At 64.8% G+C, this 24,883-nt stretch carries 23 protein-coding genes and 1 other RNA gene; 10 read left to right on the top strand and 14 right to left on the bottom strand.

Going from position 1 to position 24,883, the window contains the following annotated elements; translation table 11 throughout:
* Position 1 precedes the first annotated feature (1 nt).
* The 6 genes from AAC071_RS07975 to AAC071_RS07950 form a co-directional block, all read right to left on the bottom strand.
* Positions 2-1,630: an ABC transporter ATP-binding protein gene (locus tag AAC071_RS07975; RefSeq protein ID WP_339831502.1), complete on the bottom strand. Its 1,629-nt coding sequence runs from the start codon at positions 1,628-1,630 to the stop codon at positions 2-4.
* Entirely contained in the window at positions 1,627-2,679 is a 1,053-nt protein-coding gene (locus AAC071_RS07970) for an ABC transporter permease (protein ID WP_339831501.1), read from the bottom strand. Before AAC071_RS07970 ends, AAC071_RS07975 begins: the two co-directional genes overlap by 4 nt.
* Positions 2,680-2,682: 3 nt before the next feature.
* The gene (locus AAC071_RS07965; protein WP_339831500.1) at positions 2,683-3,792 is read right to left on the bottom strand and encodes a microcin C ABC transporter permease YejB; all 1,110 of its coding nucleotides are present in this window, start codon (positions 3,790-3,792) and stop codon (positions 2,683-2,685) included.
* Between the two features lie 10 nt (positions 3,793-3,802).
* On the bottom strand, positions 3,803-5,650 hold the full coding sequence (locus AAC071_RS07960; protein ID WP_339831498.1) for an extracellular solute-binding protein: 1,848 nt from the start codon (positions 5,648-5,650) through the stop codon (positions 3,803-3,805).
* Positions 5,647-7,596 (bottom strand): extracellular solute-binding protein, encoded by a 1,950-nt coding sequence (locus AAC071_RS07955; RefSeq protein WP_339831496.1) that lies wholly within the window; start codon positions 7,594-7,596, stop codon positions 5,647-5,649. Before AAC071_RS07955 ends, AAC071_RS07960 begins: the two co-directional genes overlap by 4 nt.
* 176 nt (positions 7,597-7,772) lie before the next feature.
* On the bottom strand, positions 7,773-8,345 hold the full coding sequence (locus tag AAC071_RS07950; RefSeq protein WP_339831495.1) for a cytochrome c family protein: 573 nt from the start codon (positions 8,343-8,345) through the stop codon (positions 7,773-7,775).
* Positions 8,346-8,649: 304 nt separating this feature from the next.
* Here AAC071_RS07950 and AAC071_RS07945 point away from each other — a divergent pair, with 304 nt between their 5' ends.
* Together AAC071_RS07945 and AAC071_RS07940 are read left to right on the top strand one after the other, a co-directional pair.
* Positions 8,650-9,435 carry a 3-deoxy-manno-octulosonate cytidylyltransferase gene (locus AAC071_RS07945; protein ID WP_339831494.1) on the top strand — a complete coding sequence of 262 codons (786 nt, stop codon included), beginning with the start codon at positions 8,650-8,652 and terminating at the stop codon, positions 9,433-9,435.
* Positions 9,436-9,441: 6 nt separating this feature from the next.
* Positions 9,442-10,311: a prephenate dehydratase gene (locus tag AAC071_RS07940; protein WP_339831493.1), complete on the top strand. Its 870-nt coding sequence runs from the start codon at positions 9,442-9,444 to the stop codon at positions 10,309-10,311.
* Positions 10,312-10,319: 8 nt separating this feature from the next.
* Here AAC071_RS07940 and nudC read toward each other — a convergent pair whose 3' ends face one another.
* Positions 10,320-11,267: an NAD(+) diphosphatase gene (nudC, locus tag AAC071_RS07935; protein ID WP_339831492.1), complete on the bottom strand. Its 948-nt coding sequence runs from the start codon at positions 11,265-11,267 to the stop codon at positions 10,320-10,322.
* A 132-nt stretch (positions 11,268-11,399) separates the two neighbouring features.
* Here nudC and ffs point away from each other — a divergent pair.
* The 4 genes from ffs to recR all read left to right on the top strand — a co-directional run bounded on the left by ffs (position 11,400) and on the right by recR (position 14,303).
* Positions 11,400-11,496: signal recognition particle sRNA small type (gene ffs, locus AAC071_RS07930), an RNA gene on the top strand.
* 43 nt (positions 11,497-11,539) lie between these two features.
* On the top strand, positions 11,540-13,384 hold the full coding sequence (locus AAC071_RS07925; protein ID WP_339831491.1) for a DNA polymerase III subunit gamma/tau: 1,845 nt from the start codon (positions 11,540-11,542) through the stop codon (positions 13,382-13,384).
* Positions 13,381-13,698 (top strand): YbaB/EbfC family nucleoid-associated protein, encoded by a 318-nt coding sequence (locus tag AAC071_RS07920; RefSeq protein ID WP_339831490.1) that lies wholly within the window; start codon positions 13,381-13,383, stop codon positions 13,696-13,698. Before AAC071_RS07925 ends, AAC071_RS07920 begins: the two co-directional genes overlap by 4 nt.
* Positions 13,698-14,303 carry a recombination mediator RecR gene (gene recR / locus AAC071_RS07915; protein WP_339831690.1) on the top strand — a complete coding sequence of 202 codons (606 nt, stop codon included), beginning with the start codon at positions 13,698-13,700 and terminating at the stop codon, positions 14,301-14,303. The genes AAC071_RS07920 and recR overlap by 1 nt, the downstream gene beginning before the upstream one ends.
* A gap of 6 nt (positions 14,304-14,309) precedes the next feature.
* Here recR and AAC071_RS07910 read toward each other — a convergent pair whose 3' ends face one another.
* Both AAC071_RS07910 and rmuC read right to left on the bottom strand, forming a co-directional pair.
* A complete protein-coding gene (locus tag AAC071_RS07910; protein WP_339831487.1) occupies positions 14,310-15,653 on the bottom strand; it encodes a sodium:alanine symporter family protein in 1,344 nt (447 codons plus the stop codon).
* A gap of 130 nt (positions 15,654-15,783) precedes the next feature.
* Positions 15,784-16,890, bottom strand: coding sequence for a DNA recombination protein RmuC (gene rmuC, locus AAC071_RS07905; protein WP_339831485.1), 1,107 nt, complete (start codon positions 16,888-16,890; stop codon positions 15,784-15,786).
* A gap of 133 nt (positions 16,891-17,023) precedes the next feature.
* On the opposite strand from rmuC, the gene AAC071_RS07900 reads away from it, so the two are divergent.
* The 4 genes from AAC071_RS07900 (at position 17,024) to truA (ending at position 19,764) form a co-directional block, all read left to right on the top strand.
* Entirely contained in the window at positions 17,024-17,446 is a 423-nt protein-coding gene (locus tag AAC071_RS07900; protein ID WP_339831483.1) for a hypothetical protein, read from the top strand.
* Between the two features lie 84 nt (positions 17,447-17,530).
* Positions 17,531-18,055: a peptide deformylase gene (gene def, locus AAC071_RS07895; RefSeq protein ID WP_339831482.1), complete on the top strand. Its 525-nt coding sequence runs from the start codon at positions 17,531-17,533 to the stop codon at positions 18,053-18,055.
* Between the two features lie 36 nt (positions 18,056-18,091).
* Positions 18,092-19,024 carry a methionyl-tRNA formyltransferase gene (gene fmt / locus AAC071_RS07890; RefSeq protein WP_339831687.1) on the top strand — a complete coding sequence of 311 codons (933 nt, stop codon included), beginning with the start codon at positions 18,092-18,094 and terminating at the stop codon, positions 19,022-19,024.
* On the top strand, positions 19,024-19,764 hold the full coding sequence (gene truA, locus AAC071_RS07885; protein ID WP_339831481.1) for a tRNA pseudouridine(38-40) synthase TruA: 741 nt from the start codon (positions 19,024-19,026) through the stop codon (positions 19,762-19,764). The genes fmt and truA overlap by 1 nt, the downstream gene beginning before the upstream one ends.
* 13 nt (positions 19,765-19,777) lie before the next feature.
* Here the strand turns inward: truA and murI are convergent, their stop codons facing one another.
* The 5 genes from murI to AAC071_RS07860 form a co-directional block, all read right to left on the bottom strand.
* Complete coding sequence (gene murI / locus AAC071_RS07880; RefSeq protein WP_339831480.1) at positions 19,778-20,614, bottom strand: glutamate racemase; 837 nt, start codon at positions 20,612-20,614, stop codon at positions 19,778-19,780.
* Entirely contained in the window at positions 20,611-21,216 is a 606-nt protein-coding gene (locus AAC071_RS07875; protein ID WP_339831479.1) for a hypothetical protein, read from the bottom strand. The genes murI and AAC071_RS07875 overlap by 4 nt, the downstream gene beginning before the upstream one ends.
* The gene (dapE, locus tag AAC071_RS07870; protein WP_339831478.1) at positions 21,213-22,397 is read right to left on the bottom strand and encodes a succinyl-diaminopimelate desuccinylase; all 1,185 of its coding nucleotides are present in this window, start codon (positions 22,395-22,397) and stop codon (positions 21,213-21,215) included. The genes AAC071_RS07875 and dapE overlap by 4 nt, the downstream gene beginning before the upstream one ends.
* Positions 22,398-22,454: 57 nt before the next feature.
* Positions 22,455-23,300, bottom strand: a complete 846-nt coding sequence (gene dapD / locus AAC071_RS07865; protein ID WP_339831477.1) for a 2,3,4,5-tetrahydropyridine-2,6-dicarboxylate N-succinyltransferase — start codon at positions 23,298-23,300, stop codon at positions 22,455-22,457.
* A 102-nt stretch (positions 23,301-23,402) separates the two neighbouring features.
* On the bottom strand, positions 23,403-24,665 hold the full coding sequence (locus AAC071_RS07860; RefSeq protein ID WP_339831476.1) for an EAL domain-containing protein: 1,263 nt from the start codon (positions 24,663-24,665) through the stop codon (positions 23,403-23,405).
* Between the last annotated feature and the right edge of the window lie 218 nt (positions 24,666-24,883).

Raw genomic sequence — 24,883 nt, 5'->3', positions numbered from 1 at the left:
CCTACTCCGAAACGACGCCGCTCGGTGCCGCCGCGAGTTCGAAAGCGGCTGCCATCAGCGCCTTGGTGTAGTCGGTCCTTGGTGCGTCGAAAACTTCATCGGCGCTGCCGGCTTCCACGACCTTTCCGTTCCGCATCACGATGATATCGTCGGCCAGCGCCCGCACGACCCTCAGATCGTGGCTGATGAACAGATAGGCCAGATTGTTGCGCCGTTGCAGTTCGCGCAGAAGCTCGACAATCTGCGCCTGCACCGACATGTCCAGCGCGCTGGTCGGCTCGTCCAGCATCACGAAACGCGGCTTCAAAGCCATGGCGCGTGCGATGGCAATGCGCTGGCGTTGTCCGCCCGAGAATTCATGTGGATAGCGATCCTGCATGGCCGGGTCGAGACCGACCTCGCCAAGCGCTTCCGACACGCGTTGCCGCCGGCCTTCCGGGGTCAGGTCGAGCTTCTGAATGACCAGGCCCTCTTCGACGATCTGCCCAACCGACATGCGGGGAGAAAGCGATCCATAGGGATCCTGGAAGACGATCTGCATGTGGCGTCGCAGCGGCCGCATCTCCTTGATCGTGATACCTTGAATATTCTGTCCGCGAAAGCCGATGCTGCCCTGGCTCGAGATCAGGCGCATCATGGCCAGTCCGAGCGTCGTCTTGCCGGAACCCGATTCGCCGACAACACCGAGCGTGCGCCCCTCCCGCAGTGTCAGCGACACGTCGTCCACGGCCTTCACATGGCTGACGGTACGTCGCAGCAATCCGCGCTTGATCGGGAACCAGACACGAAGATTCGCAACGTCCATGACCATGGGGCCGTCCTTCGGCGCGCCCAGGGCGCGGCCCTTCGGTTCGGACGCCAGGAGCTTTTGCGTATAGGCATGTTGTGGCGCGGTGAATACACGTTCGGTCGGCCCGCATTCGACAATCTTGCCGCCGGTCATCACGTTGACGCGGTCTGCCATCTTCCGGACCACGCCGAGATCATGCGTGATCAGCAAGAGGGCCATTCCCATTTCGCGCTTGAGATCCTTGAGAAGCTCGAGAATCTGCGCTTGCACCGTCACGTCGAGAGCGGTCGTCGGCTCGTCTGCAATCAGCAGGTCCGGCTCGTTCGCAAGCGCCATGGCGATGATGACGCGCTGGCGCTGCCCGCCCGAAAGCTGATGCGGGTAAGCATCGAGCCGTTCCTCGACATTGGGAATGCCGACTTTCCGCAAGAGGTCCAGCACCCGAGCGCGGACGGCATCGCCGCGCAGTCCCTTGTGCTCGATCAGGACTTCGCCGACCTGTCGTTCGATCGTATGCAGGGGATTGAGCGAGGTCATCGGTTCCTGGAAGATCATCGTGATCTTGTTGCCGCGGATGCACCGCATCGTCCGTTCGTTTGCGCCGATGAGGTTCTGCCCATCGAACATGATCTCGCCGGAAGGATGAAAGGCCTGCGGATAGTTGAGCAGCTGCATGATCGACAGGGCGGAGACCGACTTTCCCGATCCTGATTCGCCGACCAGCGCGACCGTTTCGCCGGGCTTGATGTCGAAGGAAATCCGGTCGACCGCAATTGTCTCCTGACCATCCATACGGAAACCGACCGAGAGATCCTTCACATCGACCAGTGTCCCGCTCATCGCAGCACCTTGCGCGGATCGAAGGCGTCGCGCACCGCCTCGCCGATGAAGATCAGCAGGCTCAGCATTGTCGCAATCGCGAAAAATCCGGTCAGGCCGAGCCATGGCGCATTCAGATTGGCCTTGCCCTGCGCCAGAAGTTCGCCCAGCGAAGGCGACCCTGGCGGCATGCCGAGCCCAAGAAAGTCGAGCGCCGTCAGCGTGGTGATCGATGAGTTGAGGATGAAGGGCATGAAAGTAAGCGTCGCGACCATCGCGTTGGGCAGGAGATGCCGGAACATGATTTTGCCGCTGCCGAGCCCGAGTGCCCGGGCGGCATTGACATACTCGAAGTTGCGCGCGCGCAGGAATTCGGCACGGACGACGCCGACCAGGGCGACCCAGGAGAACAGCAGCAGAATGCCGAGCAGAACCCAGAAATTGGGTTCGATGATCGCGGCGATGATGATGAGCAGGTAGAGCGCCGGAATACTGTTCCAGATTTCGATGAAACGCTGGAACAGGAGGTCGGTCCAGCCGCCGAAATAGCCTTGCACGGCGCCTGCCGCAACGCCGATGATCGAGGACAGGACGGTGAGCGTCAGGCCGAACAGAACCGAAATGCGGAATCCATAGATCAGTCGGGCCACAACGTCGCGGCCCTGATCGTCGGTGCCAAGCCAGTTTTCGGTCGAAGGCGGGGCAGGGAAACCGCTTGCGGGCGTGAGGTTTATCGTTCGATAGGAATAGCGGATCAGCGGCCAGACCATGCGTCCGCCGGCCTCGGCGATCAGCTCCTGAACATAGGCGTCGCGGTAGTCTGTCTTGGTTTCGAAGAAACCGCCGAATGTGGTCTCGGGATAGTCGACGAAAACAGGTGTGTAGATCTCGCCCTTGTAGATCACCAGCAGCGGGCGATCATTGGCGATGAACTCGGCGAAAAGCGACAGAAAGAAAAGCACGCCGAATACCCACAGGCTCCAGTAGCCGCGCCTGTTGGCCTTGAAGTTGCGCCAGCGCCGCTGGCTGATCGGGCTGATGCGGATACGAGGACGGATCGGAAGCGCCATCCGTCAGACCTCCCGCGTCTCGAAATCGATGCGTGGATCGATCCATGTATAGGTCAGGTCGCTGATCAGCGAGACGATGAGCCCGATCAACCCGAAAACATAAAGTGTTGCGAAGACGACCGGGTAGTCGCGGTTGATGATCGATTCATAGGAGAGGAGCCCCAACCCGTCGAGCGAGAAGATCGTCTCGATCAGCAGCGACCCGGTAAAGAAGGCGCCGACAAAGGCGCCCGGGAAGCCGGCCACGACGATCAGCATCGCATTGCGGAAGACATGTCCATAGAGGACCTGACGTTCGGACAGGCCCTTGGCGCGCGCTGTCATCACATACTGCTTGCGGATCTCGTCGAGGAACGAGTTCTTGGTCAGGAGCGTCGTTGTTGCGAAGGCACCGATGGTCATGGCGGTGACCGGCAGCACGATGTGCCAGAGATAGTCCAGCACCTTGCCGGCGGTACTGAGGCTCTCCCAATTGTCGGAGGTAAGCCCGCGCAACGGGAAGATCGAGAAATACGAACCGCCGGCAAAGAGCACGATCAGGAACACGGCGAACAGGAAGCCCGGCACGGCATAACCGACAATGATGACGCCACTGGTCCATGTGTCGAAGCGGCTGCCGTCGCGGATCGCCTTGCGGATGCCGAGCGGGATGGAGATGAGATAGGTGAGGAGCGTGGTCCACAATCCGAGCGAGATCGACACGGGCAGTTTCTCGGCGATCAGCGACAACACGCTGGTGTCCCGGAAATAGCTCGATCCGAAGTCGAAACGCACATAGTTCCAGACCATCAGGAAGAAGCGCTCATGTGCCGGCTTGTCGAAGCCGAACTGCACCTCGAGGGAGCGCAGGAAGGCGGGATCGAGCCCCTGCGCGCCGCGATATTTGCTCGCAAGCGCCGCATCGCCGCCGCCCATCATGCCCTGCTGCGCGAAATCGCCGCCGCCGGTGCCGCCGATGCGCGCCGTGGCGGCGACCTCGGTACCCTGCAATTGGGCGATGATCCGCTCGATCGGCCCGCCCGGCGCGAACTGCACCACGGCGAAACTGACCAGCAAGATCCCGAAAATGGTCGGGATCATCAGCAGCAGGCGTCGGACGATATAAGCGGCCATGGGATGCGCGTCAGTCCTTGATGCCGAGCTTCTCGGCCTTCTCCCGATCGAACCACCAAGTCGCCGGCACGCCGCGATCATAGGTCGGTTGCGATTCGGGTCGTCCGAATATGTCCCAGAAAGCAAGATGGTGCGAGGCCTTGTGCCACTGCGGTATCCAGTAGTGCCCGGCACGCAGCACCCGGTCGAGCGCACGGGCGGTCACGATCTGCTCCTCGCGCGTTGCCGCAGTGATCGTCTTCTCGATCAGGGCGTCGATGACGGGATCGGAAATGCCGGAAAGATTGTTGCCCCCCGGCACCTCCGCGAAGCTCGACGACCAGTAGCTGCGCATTTCGATCCCCGGGGTGAGGCTCAGCGAAAAGCGCCGGATCGAGGCGTCGAAATCGTAGAACTTCATCCGTTCCTGAAACTGCGCAGAGTCGATCTGGCGAATACGGGCATCGATACCCAAGAGCTTCAGATTCTTGACATAGGGCGCAACGATCCGCTCGAAGGTCGGTTCGTCGTCGAGGAACTCGACGGTCAGTGCTTCGCCCTGCGCATTGCGGCGCTGCCCGCCTTCGACGCGCCAGCCGGCCGCATCGAGCAGCGCCGCTGCGCGCCGGAGCAGGGCACGGTCCTGGCCCGAGCCGTCGCTGACGGGAGGTGTCGCGACGGGGCCGAACACCGCCTCGGGCAGCGTCTCGCGAAACGGCTCGAGAAGTGCCAGTTCGGCCGCCGTCGGTTCGCCCTCGGCCTTCATCGGGGAATTCTCGAAGTAGCTCGCGGTGCGCGTATAGAGATCGTAGAACAGGTTGCGATTGGTCCATTCGAAGTCGAAGGCCAGCCCCAGCGCCTCGCGCACGCGAATATCCTTGAACTTGTCCCGTCGCGTATTGATGAACCATCCTTGCGCGCCCGATGGCCGGTTGTCCGGCAGCGTCAGCAATTGCACGCGGCCGTCCTTGACGGCCGGGAAGTCGTACTGCGTGGCCCAGGTGCGCGACGTGAATTCTTCGCGGAAGTGATAGGCACCCGCGGCGAAGGCTTCGAACTGCGCAGTGCGATCGCGGAAATATTCATAGCGGATGCGATCGAAGTTCCATTGTCCGGCATTGACGTTGAGGTCGCGCGCCCAGTAATCGGCGACGCGCTCATAGGTGATGCTGCGGCCGGCGCGAAACGGCCCGACCCGGTAAGGTCCGCTGCCGAGCGGTGGCGTCAGCGACGATTCGGCGAAGTCGTGTTCGCTGTACCAGGCCTTTGAAAAGATCGGCAGCCCGCCGGCGATGAAAAGCGGCAGGTCGCGCGTCTGCTCGCCCGTGAAGGTGACGTCAAGCGTCCGCGCGTCGCGCGCCCTGGCCTCGCTCATCTCACGGAGATTCTGGGAGATGAGCGGATGGCCCTTTTCCTTCAGCAACATCAGGGAAAAGGCAGCGTCTTCCGCCGTCAGTGCCGATCCGTCGTGGAAATGCGCGCCCGCACGCAGATGGAAGGTCAGCCGGTTGCCATCGCTCTCCACGCTTTCGGCGACAAGGCCATAAAGCGCATCGGGTTCGTCGAGCGCCCGCGTCATCAGCGTGTCGAAAATCAGGTTCAGGCCCTGCGCCGCATTGCCCTTGAGGATATAGGCATTGAGGGAATCGAAGGTGAGAACCGAACTCTCGCCGATATGGGCAAAGGTTCCGCCCTTGGGGGCGGCAGGGTCGACATAGTCGAAATGGGAAAAGCCGGCCGGATATTTCAGCTCGCCGAAGAACGACATGCCGTGACGGCCGGCAGCCGCCTGGCCGGCGCGTGGCAACCACGGCAGGGCGAGTGTGGCACCGGCCAGCGACAGCACGTGCCGCCGGGAAAACGTCAGGGGACCGCTCATGGGGCTTCATCCATGGCATCCGGGTCTGTTGCGCCCTCATGCCACCATATTGTCGGAAAGCCGATCGAATAAGCCGGCATGCGCTCGGGATGGCGCAGCCGGGACCAGTAGGCCACGCGCGTCGTCGCGAGATACCACTGCGGCACGACATAATGTCCATGCAGCAACACCCGGTCGAGCGCCTTGACGGCGGCGACCAGTTCGGCGCGGCTCTCGGCGAAGATCACCCGGTCGATCAGCTTCTCGATCGCCGGATCGCAGATGCCGATGACATTGCGGCTGCCTTCCTGTTCGGCGGCGGCGCAACCCCAGTAGTCGCGTTGTTCGTTGCCCGGTGAAATGGATTGTCCGAAATTCTCGACAACGATGTCGAAATCGCGTTCGTCGGTACGGCGCTGATACTGTGCCGAATCGACGGTTCGAATCCGCACTTCGATGCCGAGTCGTTCCAGCGACTGCCGGTAGGGTGCAACGACGCGCTCGAACGTCGGGTCGGCGATCAGGAATTCGACGCTCATCCGTTCGCCGCTGTCTTCATGGGTCAGCTTGCCGTCGCTGATGGTCCAGCCGGCCTCGGCAAGAAGCTCGGTTGCGCGCTGCAGATTGCGTCGATTGTTGCCGCTGCCATCGGTGACGGGATTGGCATAGGGCTCGGCAAGGACTTCCGGCCGCACCAGGTCGCGCATCGATTCGAGAATTTCGCGCTCGGCGCCTTCCGGCAGACCGGTTGCGGCCATCTCGGAATTGGCGAAATAGCTTCCCGCGCGCGTGTACTGATCGTGGAACAGCGTCCGGTTCATCCACTCGTAGTCGAAGGCGTGGTTGAAGGCACGCCGGACGCGAATGTCCTTGAACTTCTCGCGCCGGAGATTGAAGGCGAATCCCTGCATGCCCTGCGGATTGAGCGAGGGGATGCTGTCGCGCTTGATATCGCCCCGTCGCACGGCCGGAATGTCGTATTCGGTGGCCCAGTTGCGGGCGCTGTTTTCGATGCGCAGGTCCACCTGCCCGCCCTTGAATGCCTGAAAGGCGATGGTCGCATCGCGGAAATAGATCAGCCGGATACGGTCGAAATTGTTGGCGCCGACATTCACCGGCAGATCGCGGCCCCAATAATCCTCGACACGCTCATAGGTGATGTCCTGGCCGGGCGAGACCTTGCCGATCCGGTAGGGGCCGCTGCCCAGCGGCGGCTCAAGCGTGGCCGCGGAAATGTCGCGCGGACGGCCATTGGCGTCCTTGCCGGTCCAGTAGTGCTTCGGCAGCACCGGAAACTGGCCGACGATCTGCGGCAGTTCCCGGTTGCCGGTCTCGTCGAAACGGAACGTGACCTCGCGCGGACCGGTCTGCTCGACCGCGATCACATTGGCGTAATAGCCGGCATAGGCCGGATGTTGCGCCTTGAGCGTCTCGAGCGTCCAGATGACATCGGCGGGTGTCACCGGCTCGCCATCATGCCACCGTGCATTCTGGCGAAGAACATAGGTGGCCGAGGAATAGTCGGCCGGGTGGCGAACGCTTTCGGCAAGCAACCCGTATTCCGAGACGGATTCATCCAGGCTGCGGGCCATCAGCGTGTCATAGATCAGCGCGAGCCATCCGGCCGGCTCGGTCCGGACGATGAAGTTGTTGAGGCTGTCGAAGCTGCCGACCACCGCATAGCGCAACAGCCCGCCCTTCGGGGCGGCCGGATTGACGTAGTCGAAATGGGCGAAGTCGGGTGCATATTTGAGTTCGCCGAACAGGGACGAACCATGCCGCGGCACATCCGGCTGGAAGTCGGTGAAGCCGGGCATTTCCGCGACGACTTCGCTCGGCAGCGCTTCGGCCGGGTCCGCCGCGGTCTCGGTGCTTTGCGGCGGAGTGTCCTGTGTGGGCCAGAAGACAAGAAGGGCAAGGATCGCCGCCACGGCGATGGCCAGTCCGGTCAGAACCGGTTTGGTCATGAAGCGCTGCAAAACGTCCTCCCTCTCGCCCCGATCCCCGTCGTTGCGCCATTGTGACCGTTTTTAGCCGGAAATGCCTGTTAAAACAAAGTCATGGACGTCGACGCGTCTGCCCCGAACAAAAACGCGCCCGGCAATCTGCCGGGCGCGTTGTCGGTCTGACTTGTCGTGCCGTGTTATTCGGCAGCGGGCTCTTCGGCGGCCTGTGCCGGCGCTTCCGGCAGCGGCACGTTGGAACCCAGCGTATTGAGATAGACGATCAGGTCGGCGCGCTGCTCCGGCTTGCGCATGCCGGCAAAGCTCATGATCGTGCCCGGCACGGCCGCGCGCGGATTTTCGATGAAGGCATCGAGCGCCTCGAAATCCCAATTGCCCGAAACGCTCTTCATGGCTGTCGAATAGTTGAAATTCGGATCATGCGCATGCGGGCCGCCCACGACCTTGTAGAGATTGGGGCCGATGCCTGCACGGCCGCCTTCCTCGAAGGTGTGGCAGGCGGCGCATTGACGTGCCAGGCGTTCGCCGCGGCCGGCATCGGCCGAGGCCAGCAGCACCGCAAGCGGCACCTCTTCGGCAGCCGCTGCCGGTCCGGCGTCGGCGCCGCCGTCATCGATTTCCGCAACCGCATAGGCCTGCGGATTGGCCTCTTCCGGCGCATAGAGAAGATCGGTGAAAAGGGCCACGCCTATGATGATGAGGACGGAGGCGAGCACGGCGCCTGCGATCTTGTTGAGTTCGAATGAATCCATCGGCTCCTGCTCCGCCCGGGTCGGTTTCGTGGTCCGGGGCCGCACGGCACAGCACGACACCCTGACCGGCCCCCTTGAATTGGCGCGGAGATTAGCCGCTTCCGCCGCCGCGCCGCAAGCCGTATAAGTGCGCCAATCCGGCCCTTTGCGGTCTCCGGCGCCCTTCAGGGTGGCCGAAAATGCGCGGGGCGGACGAAACCATGCGCCACGTGCATTCTGGTCCGGAGTCAGGTGGCGCGGAAACGCGGTTGCGGCGATCCGCCGCACCGCCGATTCTGGTCCCGAAGCAGGCGGTGGAGGAGAGATGGCGGAGGTTTCGGCACATCGGGCCGGCGACAGGGCGGGGCATCCGCTGATCGTGATTCCCGCGCGCATGGCCTCGACGCGCCTGCCGGGCAAGCCGCTGGCCGATATCGGCGGTGTTCCGATGATCGTCCAGGTCTGGCGCCGCGCCACGGAGGCGGCGATCGGCCGCGTGGTGGTGGCGGCGGCGGAGGCCGAAATTGCCGACGCGGTTCGGGCGGCCGGCGGCGAGGCGGTTCTGACCGACCCCGACCTGCCGTCGGGCTCGGACCGGGTCTGGCAGGCGGTCTGCGAACTCGATCCGGAAGGCCGCCATGGCATCGTGCTCAATGTGCAGGGCGATCTGCCGACGCTGGATCCGACCTTGATCCGCACCGCCTATGAGGCGCTTGTCCGTCCCGGTGCCGACATTTCGACGCTGGCGGCCGAGATCGTTGTCGAGGACGAACGCACCAATCCGAATGTCGTGAAGGCCGTCGTCGCCTTTGATGGCGCCAGCATGGCGCGCGCACTCTATTTCACGCGCGCCACGGCGCCCTGGGGCGACGGGCCCCTCTATCATCACATCGGCCTCTACGGTTATCGCCGCGAAGCCCTGGCGCGCTTCGTCCGTCTCGCACCATCGCCGCTGGAAAGGCGTGAAAAGCTCGAACAGTTGCGGGCGCTTGAAGCCGGCATGACCATCGAGGTGGCGCTCGTTGACACCGTTCCGCTCGGTGTCGATACTCCCGCCGACCTTGAAAAAGCCCGTGTGGCGCTGGCTTCCCGCGCGCCCTTCCGAGATTGACGCGCCATGACGAGCCCCGCTTCACCGGAACACATCATCGCCTTCCAGGGCGAGCCCGGCGCCAATTCGCATATCGCCTGCCGTGAGGCCTTTCCCGATATGGCGGCGCTGCCCTGCGCCACCTTCGAGGACACGGTCGCGGCCGTCTCCGAGGAACGCGCCAGATATGCCTTGCTTCCGATCGAGAATTCGCTGGCCGGTCGCATCGGCGACATCCACCACCTGCTGCCCGAATCCGGCCTCTATATCATTGGCGAGCATTTCCTGCGCATCCGCTTCCATCTGCTGGGCGTCAAGGGCGCGCAGATCGGCGGGCTGAAATCGGTGCAGAGTCAGCCCCCGGCGCTCGGCCAGTGCCGCAAGATCATTCGCGAACTGGGGCTTTCGATGGTTGTCGGCGCCGATACGGCCGGCTCCGCGCGTCAGGTCGCCGAGGCCGGCGATCCGTCCCGTGCCGCCATCGCCACCGCTCTTGCGGCCGAAATCTACGGCCTCGAAATCCTGCGCGCCGATATCGAGGACGAAACCCACAACACGACGCGCTTCCTGATCATGGCGAAGGAACCGAACGACGCCGAGCCGGAAGACGAGCCCGTCGTGACGAGTTTCATCTTCCGCGTGCGCAACGTGCCGGCCGCGCTCTACAAGGCGCTGGGCGGCTTCGCCACCAACGGCGTCAACATGACCAAGCTCGAAAGCTACCAGCTCGAAGGCACGTTCAACGCCAGCCAGTTCTATGCCGACATCGAGGGCCATCCGGCCTCGCGCCATGTCCGCCTGGCGCTGGAAGAACTGGAATTCTTCACCAGCGAACTGCGTATTCTCGGCGTCTACAAGGCCCATCCCTATCGCGCGACGATTGTCGCCGGAGACTGACGGCCGGCTCAGGCCTTGCCTTCCGCGAATGCCTTGATCAGCTGATGCGCAATGGCGAAGGGCGGCGGAAACCAGACGGTCCCGTCGCCCTTGCCCGCCAGCACGGCCTGGGCTTCCTCGCGCGTGAACCAGCGTCCCTCCGACAGTTCGATCCCGTCGATGGTGAAATCCGCGCTCTCGGCCACTGCGTGGCAGCCGATCATCAGCGAGGAAGGATAGGGCCAGGGCTGCGTCGAATGATAGGTGGCCGACGCGATCGTCAGTCCCGCTTCCTCGTTGAGTTCGCGCGCCACCGCCTCCTCGATCGATTCGCCGGGCTCGACAAAGCCTGCCAGCGCCGAGTGCATGCCTTTCGGCCAGATCTTCTGCCGGCCGAGAAAGCATTTGCCGTCATGCACAGCGAGCATGATGACGACCGGGTCGGTGCGCGGGAAATGCTCGGCCTTGCAGGACAGGCAGATGCGCTTGTAGCCGGCCTCGGCCATGCTGCTTTTTGCGCCGCAGACCGAACAGAAGCCGTGCCGGTTGTGCCAGTCGATCATCGACTTGGCCTGCGCCATGATCGCCAGCTCGGTGGGTGTGATCTCGCCGGCCATGGCGAGCGCCCGCAGATCCTCGAATGAGCCGAGGCCCTTCAGCGCCGGATGGTTGTCCGGATCTTCCAGCCCGCTGACATCGGCCGCGAAGAGCGCCTTGCCGCGCTTGTTGATGCCGAGAAAGACGGTCGCGCTCTCGCCGGCCAGTTCCTTCAGCAGACCCGTGCGCATCCAGCCGATATCCTTGCCCTCGCCGGGACCGGCCTCGGGCAGCACGAAGGGCTGCAGCCGCCACATCGGCACGAAGAGGCTTGTCGGCGCCGCCAGCTGCTCGGCGATCCACGCATCGTCGGTGCGGCGATAGCTGGCGCGGTCGAGCGGGTTATTGGCGAAGATATTCGGATTTTCAGGCAGACCCATCGCTGTTTCCGGCTTGTATGTCGTTGAAATTCGGGTGGCGCAGACTGGCACAGCAAGAGGATGCGCTCAATCGCGCGATTGGGGCCTCGAAGCCTTGCATCCGCAGGCCGTTACCCTGATATAGTCCCTTCGGGAGGTTGGCGGCGGACGGGCCCCTCGCCAACCCGGTCAGATCCGGAAGGAAGCAGCCGTAACGAGTTTCGCTCGGGTCGCTTGTCCAGCCTCCCACCCGGTTTTCACCTCAAGCCTTTCGATGGGAGCGCGCGGGTTCCATGAATGACGACGTGGAAAATCTCGCGGCCGCCTCCGACGATGCGGACGAGGTGCATCGCCCGGACCCGGCCACCGAGCCCGGTTTCGATCTCGGCGATGCACCGGCCGCCACGCCCCGCGCCCAGGCCTCCGGCTATCAGGTGCTGGCCCGCAAATATCGCCCGGCCGTGTTCGAGGATCTGGTCGGTCAGGAAGCGATGGTCCGCACGCTGGCCAATGCTTTCGACGCCGGCCGCATCGCCCATGCCTTCATGCTGACCGGCGTGCGCGGTGTCGGCAAGACCACGACCGCCCGCATCCTGGCCCGCGCCCTCAACTACGAAAAGCCCGGCGTCACCGCACCGACCATCCACATGGACGGACCCGGCATCCATTGCGATGCGATCATGGAATCGCGCCATGTCGACGTGATGGAAATGGATGCCGCATCGCGCACCGGTATCGACGACATCCGCGAGATCATCGACAGCGTGCGCTACCTGCCGGTCTCGGCGCGTTACAAGGTCTATATCATCGACGAGGTTCACATGCTCTCGCGGCAGGCCTTCAACGGCCTGCTGAAGACGCTCGAGGAACCGCCGGCGCATGTGAAGTTCATTTTCGCCACCACCGAGATCCGCAAGGTACCGGTCACGGTCCTGTCGCGCTGCCAGCGCTTCGACCTGCGCCGCCTTTCGGTTGCCGAACTGACCGGTCTGCTCTCGGGCGTCGCGCAAAAGGAAGACGTCGCGGCCGAGGAAGCGGCGCTGAAGCTCGTCGCCCGTGCGGCCGACGGTTCGGCCCGCGACGCGCTGTCGCTGCTCGACCGCGCCATCGCGCATGGCGAAGGTCATGTGCGCGAGGCCGATGTGCGCGACATGCTGGGCCTGGCCGACCGCGCCCGCATTTTCGATCTTTTCGATCTCGTGATGAAGGGCGACATCGGCGGCGCGCTGACCGAATTGCGGGCGCAATACGACGTCGGCGCCGATCCGGCCGTGGTCCTGTCCGACCTTGCCGAACTGACCCACTGGCTGACGCGCCTGAAGCTGGTCGAAGGCGCGGGCGACGATGTCGCAATGTCAGAAACCGAACGGGCCCGCGGCCGCGACATGGCCGAACGTCTGCCGATCCGGGTTCTCTCGCGCGTCTGGCAGATGTTGCTGAAGGGGCTGTCGGAAGTGCAGGGTGCGGCGCGTCCCATCGCTGCCGCCGAAATGGTGCTGGTGCGGCTTGCCTATGTCGCCGACGGGCCGGGGCCGGAGGAACTGATCGAGCAACTGAAATCGGGCGGTGCCGCCGCGAAATCGCCGGCACGCCCGGCGCCGTCGGGCGACGGCGGCGGCGCGCGGGCCCAGCTCCGTTCGGTCGGCGGCTCGCGGCCCGATATTCAGGAGCCGCTGTCGGCGGTCGCGCCGGCCGTACCGGCCATTCGTACCTTTCAGGACGTGGTGGCGCTGATGGGGGCCGACCGCGACATCCGTCTGAAGCATGCGCTGGAGGCCGGTGTGCGTCTGGTCCATTTCGAGCCCGGCCGCATCGAGCTCGGTCTTCTCGAAGGAACGCCCAACACGATTCTGACGGAGCTGTCCGAGAAGCTCTCCCGCGCCACGGGCGCGCGCTGGCTGGTGTCGCTGGCCCGCGCCACCGCCGATGCGGCGCCGACATTGCGCGAACAGGCGCAGACACATGAGGAAATGCTGAAGGACCGCGCCCGCGGCGATGCGCTGGTCAAGGCCGCGCTTGCGGTTTTCCCCGGCGCCGAAATCGTCGAGGTGCGCGAGCCCGGCTTTCCGGCCGGCGATGCGCTGCTGCCCGAAATGCCCCCCGAAGACATATTGGAAGATATGGAGCCCGACGAGTGAAGAATCTTGCCGACATCATGAAGCAGGCGCAGCAGCTGCAGGGCCGCATGGAATCGATGCATGCCGAACTGGAAGCGGCTGAAGTCGAAGGCCGCGCTGGCGGCGGCCTGGTCGTGGTCGTCATGTCCGGCAAGGGTGCCGTGAAGAAAGTGTCGATCGATCCCGGCCTGATGAAGGAAGACGAACGCGAAATCCTCGAGGACCTGATCGTTGCGGCCGCTGCCGACGCCAAGCACAAGGCCGAAGCGCTGGCCGCCGAGAAAATGAAATCCGTTGCCGGTGGACTGCCGATCCCGCCGGGTTTCGGGCTCTGATCTCGATGGCGGTGACCGGCCCCGAGATCGAACGTCTGATTGCGCTGATGTCGAAACTGCCGGGGCTCGGCCCCCGCTCGGCCCGCCGCGCGGTTCTTCAGCTGATCAAGAAGAAGGAAACCCTGCTTGCGCCGCTGGCCGATGCCATGGCCGAAGCCGCTGCAAAGGCCCGCATCTGCTCGGTCTGCGGCAATGTCGACACGCAGGACCCCTGCGCTATTTGCGCCGACACCACGCGCGACCCGCAGGCGCTTTGTGTGGTTGAGGAGGTTGGCGATCTCTGGGCGCTGGAGCGCGCAGGAGCCCACAAGGGCCGCTATCACGTGCTCGGCGGCGTCCTCTCGGCGCTCGACGGCGTGGGTCCCGACGATCTCAACATCGGCAAGCTGGTCGAGCGGCTTGGTGCCGGCGAGATCAACGAAGTGATCCTTGCCATGAACGCGACCGTCGATGGCCAGACCACGGCGCACTACATCACCGACCGCGTTTCGGGCCTCGGCATCTCGGTCACGCGGCTTGCGCATGGCGTGCCGGTTGGCGGCGAGCTCGATTATCTCGACGACGGCACGCTGGCTGCTGCCATGAAGTCGCGCCGCCCCTTTTGAGGCCGGCTACTTGTCTTTCGCCCAGTAGTTGCGCGTCATCGTGAAGACGGCAGGCGCCAGGATGAACAGCGCGATCAGGTTCGGCAGCGCCATCATCGCATTCAGCGCATCGGCCATGTTCCAGACGAGATCGAGGCTGGTCATCGCGCCAACCGGGATCGCCAACACCCAGACGATGCGATAGGGCCAGATGGCCTTGATGCCGAACAGGAATTCGACCGCCCGTTCGCCGTAATAGCTCCAGCCGAGCAGCGTGGTGAAAGCGAAAAGCGCCAGCGACACGGCGACCAGCGCGCCGCCCCAGGGCAGCGTGGCACCGAAGGCCGCGCTGGTCAGCGCCGCCCCGTTGACGTCGCCGGTCCAGAGCCCGGACGTGATGATGACGAGACCGGTCAGCGTGCAGACGATCAGCGTGTCGATGAAGACGCCGACCATGCCGACCAGCCCCTGCTGGATCGGATCGTCGGTCTTGGCGGCCGCATGTGCGATTGCCGCGCTGCCGAGTCCGGCCTCGTTGGAGAAGATGCCGCGCGCAAAACCCCAACGGATGGCGAGCATGATCGACGCGCCGATCGCGCCGCCTTCGGCTGCCGTGGGCGTGAAGGCGTATTGGAAGATCAGTCCGAAAGCGGCCGGAATGGCCGCGTAGTTATAGGCAAGCACCAGCACCGCGCCGCCGATATAGACGACGATCATGGTCGGCACCAGCGCACTCGCAACCTCGGCGATCCGGCGGATGCCGCCGATCAGTACCAGGCCGACCGCGACCATCATCACCAGGCCGGAGACGAGCACGGGCACACCGAAATTGGAGTCCAGCGCGCTGGCGACCGAATGGGCCTGCACGCCATTGCCGATGCCGAACCCGGCCAGCGCGGTGAAAATGGCGAAGGCCGGCGCCAGCACCAGCGCCAGTGTCGGAAACTTCGCACCGACGCCATTCTTGATGTAGTACATCGGCCCGCCGACATGATTGCCGAGTTCGTCGACCTCGCGATAGGCGACGGCGAGAACGGCCTCGGTGTATTTCGTTGCCATGCCGATCAGCGCGATGACCCACATGTAGAAAAGCGCCCCCGGCCCGCCGAAATAGATGGCGGTCGCCACGCCGGCGATATTGCCGGTACCGACGGTGGCAGCGAGCGCCGTCATCAACGCCTGGAACGGCGAAATGTCGCCGGCCCCCCTGGAGGGACGCACCGACAGCGCGAGACCCTCGGGCAGTTTCCGCCATGGGATGAAACGCAATCCGACGGTCAGGAACACGCCGGTCGCCGCCAGCGCGACCAGCATCGGCCAGCCCCACAGAATGTCGTTCAACGCGTTGACGAAATCGCTGATGGCCTGCATGCCCGCTCCCCTTGCCGTTCGGCGCCCCCCAAGGGCGTGATGTCTGGCGCGAGCCTAGCAAAGAAACGCCGTACCGCACCCCAAAAAAACTGGCATGGAAATTGACAATATGCCGGAGCCGGCGCGCCGTTCAGCCCGAGACGAGTTTGCCGGGCGGCGTGGCGGTCGGCAGGGCCTCGGCCGCGCCGTCCTCGCCCATTTCGACTTCCTGGATTCGTTCGCTGCGCTTGCTGATGCGCTCGGTCGACGTCTTGATGTCGTTGATGTCGCCCTCGGCCTGTCGGAAATGTGTGTCGAGCTTCTCGACGCGTTTGCCCAGCAGCGTCACATCCTGCATCAGCAGGCCGACATATTTCTGGATGGTGCCGGCCTGCTTGCGCATCTCGACATCCTTCAGCACCGCCCGCACCGTGTTGAGCGTGGCCATCAGCGTCGTTGGCGACACGATCCAGACCCGCGCCTGATAGCTCTTGGTCAGCACATCCGGAAAATTGGCATGAAGCTCCGCATAGACCGCTTCCGACGGCAGGAACATCAGCGCCGATTCCGCCGTCTCGCCGGGAACGATGTATTTCTCCGCGATCGCCGTCACATGCTTGTTGAGGTCGCCGCGGAACTGCCGTGCGGCAATCGCGCGTTCGGGCTCGTCCTTGGCATTTCGAAGCATGTGATAGGCATCGAGCGGAAACTTGGCATCGATGGCGATGGGCCCCGGCGGATTGGGCAGGATGATCAGGCAGTCGGCGCGCGTCCCGTTGCCGAGCGTTGTCTGGAAACTGTAGGCCGAGGGCGGCAGGGCATTGCTGACGATGTCGTTGAGCTGAACCTCGCCGAACGCCCCGCGCGCCTGCCGGTTGGCGAGAATGTCCTGCAGACCCACGACCTGGCTCGAGAGTTCGGTGATGTTCTTCTGCGCCTCGTCGATCACCGAGAGCCGGGTCGTCAGTGTGCCGAGCGTCTCGGCTGTCTTTTGTGCGGTCGCTTCGAGGCTCTGCCCCATGCGCTGGCTGACCTGGTCGAGCCGCTCGTTGAGCGTTGTCGTCAGTTCGCTCCGTGTCTGGGCCTGTGCCTCGGCCATGGCAGCAAGCCGGCCCATCAACTCGGCCTGTTGCTGCGCCAGCTGGGCCATGGTCTCGGCGCCGCGGTCGCTCCCGCGGCCGCGCCACAACAGCGCCAGCACCACGCCGCTCGCAAGAGCGGCCGCGGCAATCAGCAGAAGGACGGAAAGATCGTTCATGGTGCCTCCGGATTCGGACCGACTATAGCCGATTTCCCGGCGCGGCCGCGGCCTGCATTTGTGGATTGATCTGATGGCGCCCCTCCCTATCATGCACGATGCGAGGTCGTCGAATGACAGGGGTGGGGCTCACATGATCTATCGTCTTGCAATCTTGTTGGGGTTTCTGGGGCTCGCGGCCTGCGGCCCGGTAATGGAGCAGCGCCGTGATTTCACGCCGCCGGCGAGCGAAGCAGGCATGCAATGCGTGCTCAACTGCCAGACCCAGCAAACCGCTTGCCAGCGCGAGGAGCAGCAGCGCCGCGATCAGTGCCGCAAACGCGAAGACCGCCGTGCCGACCGGGCCTATGAGAAGGCCAGGGACGACTACATCACGGCGCTGAAGCTTCATGCGGCCGACGCCGCCAGATATCCGATGCCGACCGAGCCCCGCCGGCAGGCGAACTACGGCGCCTGCGACGTCTCCAGCCAGTGCGAGCCACAATATCACAGCTGCTACCGCTCCTGCGGCGGCCAGATCAACGAATATCAGGTCTGCGTCGCGGCCTGCGAATAGGGCGAAAGCCCCGGATTCCGGGGCTTTCGCCGCCCGCCCGGCCCCGCCTTGACCCCAAAGCCCGCCGGGCTTATCTCAGGGCCCATGGCCATACGCGAAATCATCACCGCGCCCGACCCGCGCCTGAAGCAAGTGTCGAAACCCGTCGAGCGGGTGGACGATGCCCTGCGCGCGCTGATGGACGACATGCTGGAGACGATGTATGCGGCGCCCGGCATCGGCCTGGCCGCCATCCAGGTCGGCGTGCCGAAACAGGTGATCGTGATGGATCTCGCCCGCGAAGGCGAAAAGCCGCAGCCGCGTTACTTTGTCAATCCGGACATTCTCTGGACCTCCGACGACACGGCCGTCTACGAGGAGGGCTGTCTCTCGGTGCCCGACATGTATGAGGATGTCGAACGTCCCGCACGCTGCCGTGTGCGCTATCTCGACTATCAGGGCGAGATTCGCGAGGAGGATTGCGACGAACTTCTCGCCACCTGCCTGCAGCACGAGATGGATCATCTGAAGGGCATTCTCTTCATCGACCATCTCTCGCGCATCAAGCGTTCGATGATGCTGAAGAAGCTGATCAAGCAGAAGAAGCTTCAGGAAAAGGAACCGGCTTGAGCGCCGTCCGCCGCCCGGAGGCAGGCAATGGATAGATTGCGCCTTGCTTTCATGGGCACGCCCGATTTCTCGGTGCCCGTTCTCGCTGAAATTATTGCGGCCGGTCACGAGGTGGTGGCGGTCTATTCGCAACCCCCGCGCAAGGCCGGCCGCGGCATGACCGAACAGCCCTCACCGGTGCATCGCTTCGCCGAGGAACACGGCATCCCCGTCTTCACGCCGGCCTCGCTGAAGGGCGCGGAGGAACAACGAGCCTTCGCCGCGCTCGATCTCGATGTCGCGGTCGTTGTTGCCTATGGCCTGATCCTGCCGCAGCCGCTGCTCGAGGCGCCGCGTCTCGGCTGCCTCAATCTCCACGCCTCGCTGCTGCCGCGCTGGCGCGGTGCCGCGCCGATCCAGCGCGCCATCATGGCGGGCGATGCCGAAACGGGCGTCATGGTGATGCAGATGGAGCAGGGCCTCGACACCGGACCGGTGCTGCTGGCCGAACGCGTGGCGATCGCGCCCGGCGAAACCGCCGGCAGTCTGCATGATCGGCTTTCTCTGGTTGGCGCGAGCGCGATGGTGCGCGCGCTGGCGGCGCTTTCGCGCGGCGCTCTCGAGGCGAGGCCGCAGCCGGCCGACGGCGTCACCTATGCGGCCAAGATCGGCAAGGCGGAGGCGCGCATCGACTGGTCGCGTCCGGCGCGCGAACTCGATTGCCACATTCGCGGCCTGACGCCGTCGCCTGGCGCTTTCTTCGAGGTTATGCGCGGCAGCGAGCGCATCCGCATCAAGATCCTTCGCGCCCGTCCGGTCGACAGGACGGGCAAGCCGGGCGAGATTCTGGCCGCCGGCGACACCATCACCATTGCCTGCGGGCAGGGCGCCCTCGAAATTGCGGAACTGCAGCGCGCCGGCAAGGCGCCGGTCGGCGCACGCGACTTTCTGCGCGGCTTCCCGCTCGGCCCCGGCGAGCGTGTCGCCTGATGCCCCGCTACAAGCTCACCATCGAATATGATGGCGCGCCCTTTGTCGGCTGGCAGGCGCAGGCCAACGGTCTCTCGGTCCAGCATGTGCTGGAGGCGGGGATCAAGGGCTTCTGCGGTGCCGATGTGAAGGTTCACGGCGCTGGCCGAACCGATGCCGGCGTTCATGCACTGGGTCAGGTCGCCCATCTCGATCTCGAAACGGCGGTCGCGCCCGACACGCTGCGCGATGCGGCCAATGCCCATATGCGTCCGCACCCCGTCGCCATCGTCGCGGCGGAAGAGGTGCCGGACACATTCGAGGCGCGCTTCTCGGCCGTCAAACGCCACTACATGTACCGTATCGTCAACCGCCGCGCGCCCCTGACGCTCGATCGCGGTCAGGCCTGGCTGGTCAACCGGCCGCTCGACGTTGAGGCGATGCACGCCGCCGCGCAATCCCTTGTCGGCCATCACGACTTCACGACCTTCCGCTCGGTGCAATGCCAGGCGAAATCGCCGCTGAAGACAGTCGACGAAATTTCGGTATCGCGCTACGCGGATGAAATCGAGATCGCCTGCCGCGCGCGCAGCTTCCTGCACAATCAGGTGCGCTCTTTCGTCGGTACGCTGAAAATGGTCGGCGAGGGCAAATGGACGTCGCGCGATGTCGCAAAGGCACTGGCCGCCAGGGACCGCGCCGCCTGCGGTCCGGTCGCGCCGCCCGACGGTCTCTATCTTTTGCAGGTCGATTACGACTAGAGCGCTTCCGGCGTCAACCCGGCCGGATATCAACCAGCTCGACATCCTTCTTGGCGATCGTCTCGCCGAAGAAGATGCCGCCCACCCGCGCGAAACGCTCGGGACTGTCGGTGGCCATGAAGCGCGTCTTGCCCTTGCCGCGCCGTTTGGCGGCGAGGCCCTTTGCGGCCAGCTCCTTCTCGACGAAGCGGGCCGTCGTCGCGGCGCTGTCGACAAGCTTGACGCCGCCGCTGGTCATCGTACCGGCCACCCGGCCGATGACGCGGGCCAGCACCGGAAAATGCGTGCAGCCCAGCACCAGCGTGTCGGGTACGTTGCGGCCCTTGAAAAGCGGCGCCAGATAGCGCCGCGCGGCCGCCTCGGCGACATCGCCCGTCACCCATCCCTCTTCGGCCAGCGTCACGAACAGCCCGCAAGGCGCCTGCGTCACCCGGGCGTCGCGGTCGAGCGCATGAATGGCGCGCACATAGGCGCCGCCGCGCACCGTTGCCTCGGTGGCCAGCACGCCGATCCGGCCCGACTTCGAGGCCTTGACGCCGGCCTCCGCGCCCGGTCCCACCACGCCCACGACCGGCAGCGGCGCCAACGCGGCGGCCAGCGGATCGAGCGCGACCGAAGCGGCCGTATTGCATGCGATCACGGCCATCTTGATGTCGTGCCGCATCAGGTAGCGCGTCGCCTGCGTCGCATAGGCGGTCACGGTCTCGGCGCTCTTGGTGCCATAGGGCAGCCGCGCCGTGTCGCCGAGATAGACGAGGTCTTCATGCGGCAGGCGCTGGCGCAGCGCCTTCAGCACGGTGATGCCGCCAATGCCGCTGTCGAACACCCCGATGGGCCGGTTGTCGCTCAAGCTGGGCTCCCGCCGGTCAGGAACAGCGCGCCCAGCAACTGGCCGATGCTGAAATTGAGCACGAAATCGAACACAAGGATTGCGGCCGCCGGCCCCGGCTCGGCGCCGAGCACGGTCCGCGCGATCTGCCAGCGATACCAGCCGAGCAGAAACAGCGCCGGCATCGACAGCAGCATAGCCCCGCCGGCCGGCAGCGCCCCCAGCGAATAGAGGATCAGCGGCACGGCAAACACCGCCGATGTCAGCAGCACGCCCCAGTTATAGGTGATCAGATAGGCCGTGTAGTTGGCACCGAGATCGAGCACCCGCGCGATGCGCAGCATCGCCAGCAGAAACAGCGCCCAGTAGATCAGCGTGCTGGCCATCTCGGCGATCATGAAGGATCCGAAGGAAACGTCGAAGCTGACATCGAGTTCCGATTGCGCGATCCGCCACAGCGCCGTCGCGGACAGGAACGCGAGCGGCAGGCTCAGCACCAGCGCCGTGAACGAGCGCACCGCCCCGTCGGCCGACAGGTCGAAACATTCCCGCGCGCTCTCCTCGCGCTTGACGATCCGCCAGGCGCCGGTCAGCCCGCGTGTGATTTCGCCGATACTGGTCACGCTGCCGCCTCCGCTTGTCCGGCAAAATAGCCGCGCAGCACCGCCTCGTAGATATCGGCCAGCCGCGTGATGTCGTCGATGCCGGCATTCTCGTCGGCCTTGTGCATGGTCTGGTTGGGCAGTCCGAACTCGACGACCGGCGCATGGGCGCGGATGAAACGCGCATCCGAGGTGCCGCCGCTGGTCGAAAGTTCCGGCGTCACGCCCGTCACCTTTTGCGCCGCCGCCGCGATCAGCGCCGAGAAGGCCCCCGGCGGCGTCAGAAAGGCCTCGCCCGAAGTCACGGCCTTGAGAGTGTACCGGGCGCCGGTTTCGGCGGCGACGGCGTCGCAGACGTCGCGCATCCATTTTTCCAGCGACGCGCCGGTATGGAGGTCGTTGAACCGGATGTTGAGAACGGCGCGCGCACTTCCCGGAATGACATTGGTCGCCGAATTGCCGACATCGACCGAGGTGATCTCGAGATTGGAGGGCTGGAAATGCGCGGTCCCTTCGTCGAGCAGATGCGCCTCGAGCCGCCGGAGCATTTCAAGCAGCTTGGGCACCGGATTGTCGGCGAGATGCGGATAGGCGACATGGCCTTGACAACCGGTCACCGTCAGCCAGCCATTGATGCTGCCGCGCCGCCCGACCTTGATCATGTCGCCCAGCCGCTCGACGCAGGTCGGCTCGCCGACGATGCAATGGTCGATCGTCTCGCCTCGCGCCTTGAGCGTTTCGAGCACCTTCTTCGTACCGTTGATGCTCGGCCCTTCCTCGTCGCCGGTGATCAGCAGGCTGATCGACCCTTGAAACCCCTCTGCCGCGATGCGCTGCGCCGCCGCGACGAAACTGGCGATCGAGCCCTTCATGTCGGCCGCGCCCCGTCCGTAAAGCCGCCCGTCCCTGACCTCACCCGCAAACGGGTCGACGGTCCAGGCCGCGGCCTCGCCCACCGGCACCACATCGGTATGGCCGGCAAAGCAGAAATGGGGCCGACCGCTGCCGAGCCGCGCATAGAGATTGTCGATGTCGGGCGTGTCCTTGTCGGAAAAGCGCATCCGCTCGCAGGCGAAACCCAGCGGCGCCAGATAGCGTTCCAGCACGGCGAGCGCGCCGGCATCTTCCGGCGTCACGCTCGGGCAGCGGATCAGTTCGGCGGCGATATCGAGCGGCCTGTAGGGTGTGGCGGGTGCGGTCATGGCACCTTGGTAGCCCGCCGCCCGCCACGCCGTCAAATGAACCCGCTCACGCGCGCCTCAGTCGCGCAGGAGTTCGTTGATCGCGGTCTTGGCCCGCGTCTGCGCATCGACGGTCTTGACGATGACGCAGCAATAGAGCGACGGCGAAGGCGAGCCGTCCGGGTTGGGCTTGCCCGGCAGCGAGCCCGGCACGACGACCGAGTAGGGCGGCACGCGGCCGATATGCACCTCGCCGGTCGCCCGGTCGATGATCTTGGTCGAGGCCGAGATGAAGACGCCCATCGAGAGCACCGCCCCCTCGCCGACGATCACCCCTTCGACCACTTCCGAGCGCGCGCCGATGAAGCAATTATCCTCGATGATGACCGGATTGGCCTGCAGCGGCTCCAGCACGCCGCCGATCCCGACGCCGCCCGACAGGTGGCAGTTCTTCCCGATCTGCGCGCAGGAGCCGACGGTGACCCAGGTATCGACCATCGTTCCCTCGTCGACATAGGCGCCGAGATTGACGAAGGACGGCATCACCACCACGCCGGGTGCGATATAGGCCGAGCGGCGCACCACCGCGCCGGGCACGGCGCGGAACCCCGCCTTGCGGAATTCGGCCTCGCCCCAGCCGGCGAATTTCGACGGCACCTTGTCCCACCAATGGGTGTCGGTGCCGGGTCCGCCGGCGATCAGCGCCATGTCGTTGAGGCGGAAGGACAGCAGCACGGCCTTCTTGAGCCACTGGTTGACCAGCCATTCGCCTTTGAACTTCTCGGCGACCCGCGCCGTGCCGGCATCGAGCGCGTTGAGCGCCGCCTCCACGGCCTCGCGCACCTCGCCCTTGGTCTGGAAATTGACGGCGTCGCGATTGTCGAAGGCGGCCTCGATGACGGGCTTGAGATCGGCAAGGCTCATGGGGTTCCTCTCGGGGCTTCGGGGGCAGGGCCGGGGCAAGATACCGCCGGGCCACCCCCTGTCAACCGAGGGACCGTTTGCCGGAAAAACTGTGCCTGAACCTCAATCCGCCGCGATCGACATCGCCGCCGGCTCCTCGCGCAGCACGCTTTCGCGCACCGGCCGGGGTTCGCCGAAGAGATAGCCCTGTCCGAAGGCGACATTGAGGTCGAGAATGTCGACCACCTCGCGCTCGCTCTCGACCTTGTCGACGATCAGCTGGATGCCGTTGCGGCGCAACAGCTCCTTCAGGTCGCCGGCATCGATATCGCCGGCCGCCATCTGCCGCCCGTCGAGCAGCGTCTGGGCCGAGACCTTGATGAAGCGGAAATTGCGGTCGTGCAGTTCCTTCGGGTCGAGCTTGAGGCTGGTCACCTGGTCCATCGAGAAGCGGAAGCCGAGCGCGGCCAGTGCCTCGAGGCTGGCTTCCTCCACCGGCCCCGCGCCGTTGACGGTCATCTGGCTGAACTCGAAGATCAGCTGCTGCGCCAGATCCTTGTTGTGCTGCATGTATTCGATGAACTGCGGGAAGAAGTCCGAATCGAGCAGCGAGAAGGCCGAGATGTTGCAGAACACGCCGGCCTTGCTGTTGCGCTGGGCGAGCTTCCTGACCACCTGGATGCAGCGGAAGAGCAGGATGTTGTCGACCGCCGGCATCATGCCGGCGGGTTCGGCGACGCGCATGTAGTCGCGCGGCATGATCAGTTCGCCCCGGTCGGTGCGGATGCGCGACAGACCCTCATAGTAAAGCACCTTGCGCTGCGGCAGGCTGACCACGGGCTGCAGATAGAGGTCGACGCGGTTGGTTTCGAGCGAGCGGCGGATCGTGTCGAGAAGCTCGCCATCGTCCATCTGCGCAATGCCGCGCGTCGGTTCCGGCGGCGGCACGTCGCTGTCGGGCGCGCGCGGCGCCGGCGCCGAGGCTTCGATGGCCGGCGCGGCGGCGCTGGCGGCGCGCGTCTCGGCCAGCCGCTTGACCAGACTCTCGATGACGCGGATTTCCGAGAAGATGCGTTCCATCCGCTCGGCGGTTTCGCGTTCGAAGCGTTCTTCCATTTCGACGATCTTGTCGGCCGCCTCGTCGAGATCGCGCGACAGTCCGGCCGCGAGGCTGGTCAGTTCCTGCAATTCGCGGCGCACCTGTTTGCGCTCGATCGAACGCGAAATCGCGGCATGGGCTTCGGCGCCCAGCAGGCAGGCGATCAGCCCGCCCAGTGCGGCCAGCTTCGGATCGGCGCCGAAAATCGCGATCGCGCCCAGCGCCAGTCCGATCGACGGCAGCACATAAAGCAGCGTGGCGGCGGAATGTTTGATCGGCAGCGGCATGGGAAGGCCCCCGTTTTCCCGGAATTCACTCGTTCTTCACCCTATGCCCGAGCCCTTGAGAAACGGTTAACTATGCGGTGCTGGAAGCGCCTCCGGCCCCCAATACAACCGTGTCACCCCGGCGAAAGCCGGAGTCCATGGGCGGCCCGGCAGGGTCCTTTCTTCCCACCCTCCCCTTGGGGATTCCTCTGCAAAAGAGAGTGGCATTTGGATTGTAG

The sequence above is a fragment of the uncultured Parvibaculum sp. genome, from assembly GCF_963975745.1.
Taxonomy (GTDB): Bacteria; Pseudomonadota; Alphaproteobacteria; order Parvibaculales; family Parvibaculaceae; genus Parvibaculum.
This window is presented reverse-complemented; position numbering and strand designations above follow the sequence as displayed.

What these genes read in the sequence shown, in the direction of transcription:
- AAC071_RS07975 (WP_339831502.1), bottom strand. Translation starts at nt 1,630, where the DNA reads ATGAGCGGGACACTGGTCGATGTGAAGGATCTCTCGGTCGGTTTCCGT.
- AAC071_RS07970 (WP_339831501.1), bottom strand. Translation starts at nt 2,679, where the DNA reads ATGGCGCTTCCGATCCGTCCTCGTATCCGCATCAGCCCGATCAGCCAG.
- AAC071_RS07965 (WP_339831500.1), bottom strand. Translation starts at nt 3,792, where the DNA reads ATGGCCGCTTATATCGTCCGACGCCTGCTGCTGATGATCCCGACCATT.
- AAC071_RS07960 (WP_339831498.1), bottom strand. Translation starts at nt 5,650, where the DNA reads ATGAGCGGTCCCCTGACGTTTTCCCGGCGGCACGTGCTGTCGCTGGCC.
- AAC071_RS07955 (WP_339831496.1), bottom strand. Translation starts at nt 7,596, where the DNA reads ATGACCAAACCGGTTCTGACCGGACTGGCCATCGCCGTGGCGGCGATC.
- AAC071_RS07950 (WP_339831495.1), bottom strand. Translation starts at nt 8,345, where the DNA reads ATGGATTCATTCGAACTCAACAAGATCGCAGGCGCCGTGCTCGCCTCC.
- AAC071_RS07945 (WP_339831494.1), top strand. Translation starts at nt 8,650, where the DNA reads ATGGCGGAGGTTTCGGCACATCGGGCCGGCGACAGGGCGGGGCATCCG.
- AAC071_RS07940 (WP_339831493.1), top strand. Translation starts at nt 9,442, where the DNA reads ATGACGAGCCCCGCTTCACCGGAACACATCATCGCCTTCCAGGGCGAG.
- nudC (WP_339831492.1), bottom strand. Translation starts at nt 11,267, where the DNA reads ATGGGTCTGCCTGAAAATCCGAATATCTTCGCCAATAACCCGCTCGAC.
- AAC071_RS07925 (WP_339831491.1), top strand. Translation starts at nt 11,540, where the DNA reads ATGAATGACGACGTGGAAAATCTCGCGGCCGCCTCCGACGATGCGGAC.
- AAC071_RS07910 (WP_339831487.1), bottom strand. Translation starts at nt 15,653, where the DNA reads ATGCAGGCCATCAGCGATTTCGTCAACGCGTTGAACGACATTCTGTGG.
- rmuC (WP_339831485.1), bottom strand. Translation starts at nt 16,890, where the DNA reads ATGAACGATCTTTCCGTCCTTCTGCTGATTGCCGCGGCCGCTCTTGCG.
- AAC071_RS07900 (WP_339831483.1), top strand. Translation starts at nt 17,024, where the DNA reads ATGATCTATCGTCTTGCAATCTTGTTGGGGTTTCTGGGGCTCGCGGCC.
- def (WP_339831482.1), top strand. Translation starts at nt 17,531, where the DNA reads ATGGCCATACGCGAAATCATCACCGCGCCCGACCCGCGCCTGAAGCAA.
- truA (WP_339831481.1), top strand. Translation starts at nt 19,024, where the DNA reads ATGCCCCGCTACAAGCTCACCATCGAATATGATGGCGCGCCCTTTGTC.
- dapE (WP_339831478.1), bottom strand. Translation starts at nt 22,397, where the DNA reads ATGACCGCACCCGCCACACCCTACAGGCCGCTCGATATCGCCGCCGAA.
- dapD (WP_339831477.1), bottom strand. Translation starts at nt 23,300, where the DNA reads ATGAGCCTTGCCGATCTCAAGCCCGTCATCGAGGCCGCCTTCGACAAT.
- AAC071_RS07860 (WP_339831476.1), bottom strand. Translation starts at nt 24,665, where the DNA reads ATGCCGCTGCCGATCAAACATTCCGCCGCCACGCTGCTTTATGTGCTG.